The 1,189-nt window shown below is 27.2% G+C and carries 2 pseudogenes; both read right to left on the reverse strand.

Annotated features, from left to right (window positions below):
* Window positions 1-6: 6 nt before the first annotated feature.
* A pseudogene (locus JGH11_RS20660) lies at window positions 7-431 on the reverse strand (HEPN family nuclease).
* Between the two features lie 4 nt (window positions 432-435).
* Window positions 436-1,189, reverse strand: a pseudogene (locus tag JGH11_RS20025) (ATP-binding protein); the annotation flags it as partial.

Genomic DNA, 1,189 nt, shown 5'->3' on the forward strand with positions numbered 1-1,189 from the left:
TCCTTTTTATTTATAAAAATCATCGCTAACTTTGAAAGCAAAATTTTTAAATTCTTCTATAGTAAATTTTATGGTAAGTTTTGTTTTTCCGTTATGAATATTGGATATTTTAATTCCAGTTATTTTCCCATTTTCTGTTTTTTGTTCAATATGTCCATGAGCTAACCCATTACGGATGCCATGAACTATTTTTTTAGAGAATATTTATTCTCTATATTGTCAAGTATATTTTGTTTATCAATACCATAACTTCTATCATTATTTGTAAATTCATAATTGGGCAAATTGTTTACTAATAATTGATTAGGTATAATTATAAGTCCTAAACAACTATTAATTAGGTTTGTAACATCATGATCTCCAACAAAATTTTTGAGATTCTCTTTTGTTCTTTCTATAAAATCTTTTGGGAAATTAGTATATTCACTCATGTTATTATCTTTTAAAATTATATTTACGCTCTCTTTTCATAAATGCTTCTTCTCCTCCTTCGACAACATCAGCAATATGTTCACGAATACCCATGCTTTTTAACAAATCCGTTTCATCTGGATTCCTAAATGTATTTTCTAATGCGCCGTTAATATAGTCAAATTGATATGGACTTGAGCTATCTCTATCATTTTGTCCTTGTTGATTAGCGACAATAACATTCTCGGCATCTGCATTTACTACAATATTAGGATTATGAGTAACAAGAATAATTTGTCTTTCTTCCTTTTTTTGCTTTAAATACTCTACTAATCCTTTAGATATTGATCTATTATCAAGGTTGTCTTCTGGCTGATCTATTAATATAGGTGCTTTTGATTCACTTAAACCAATAATCAACATAAGGATAACAAAACTTGCTTTTCCTGCTGACATTTTCCCTAAAAAATCACCATCATACTCAACATCCCAATTGTCAAAGAAATAATCATAAAGAAAAGTTTTTATTGCAGATTTAGATTCAATACTATCTTTAATCTTGTATGTATTAGATTCAATAATTGCTTCAAATACTTTCTTTAAATCTTCAATGATAGAATCTATATTGCATTCAGAAGTTCCTAATAATATATCATTAAATAGATTTGAATACTGTTTGTATGATTGGCTTCTCCCGTCACTAATATCTTCCATTCTTTTTCTTAACTTAGGAAAATTAAACTTAACTTCTCCAATTATTTTAATACTATCTCCTAAT

The sequence above is a fragment of the Dysgonomonas sp. Marseille-P4677 genome, assembly GCF_016652235.1.
GTDB lineage: Bacteria > Bacteroidota > Bacteroidia > Bacteroidales > Dysgonomonadaceae > Dysgonomonas.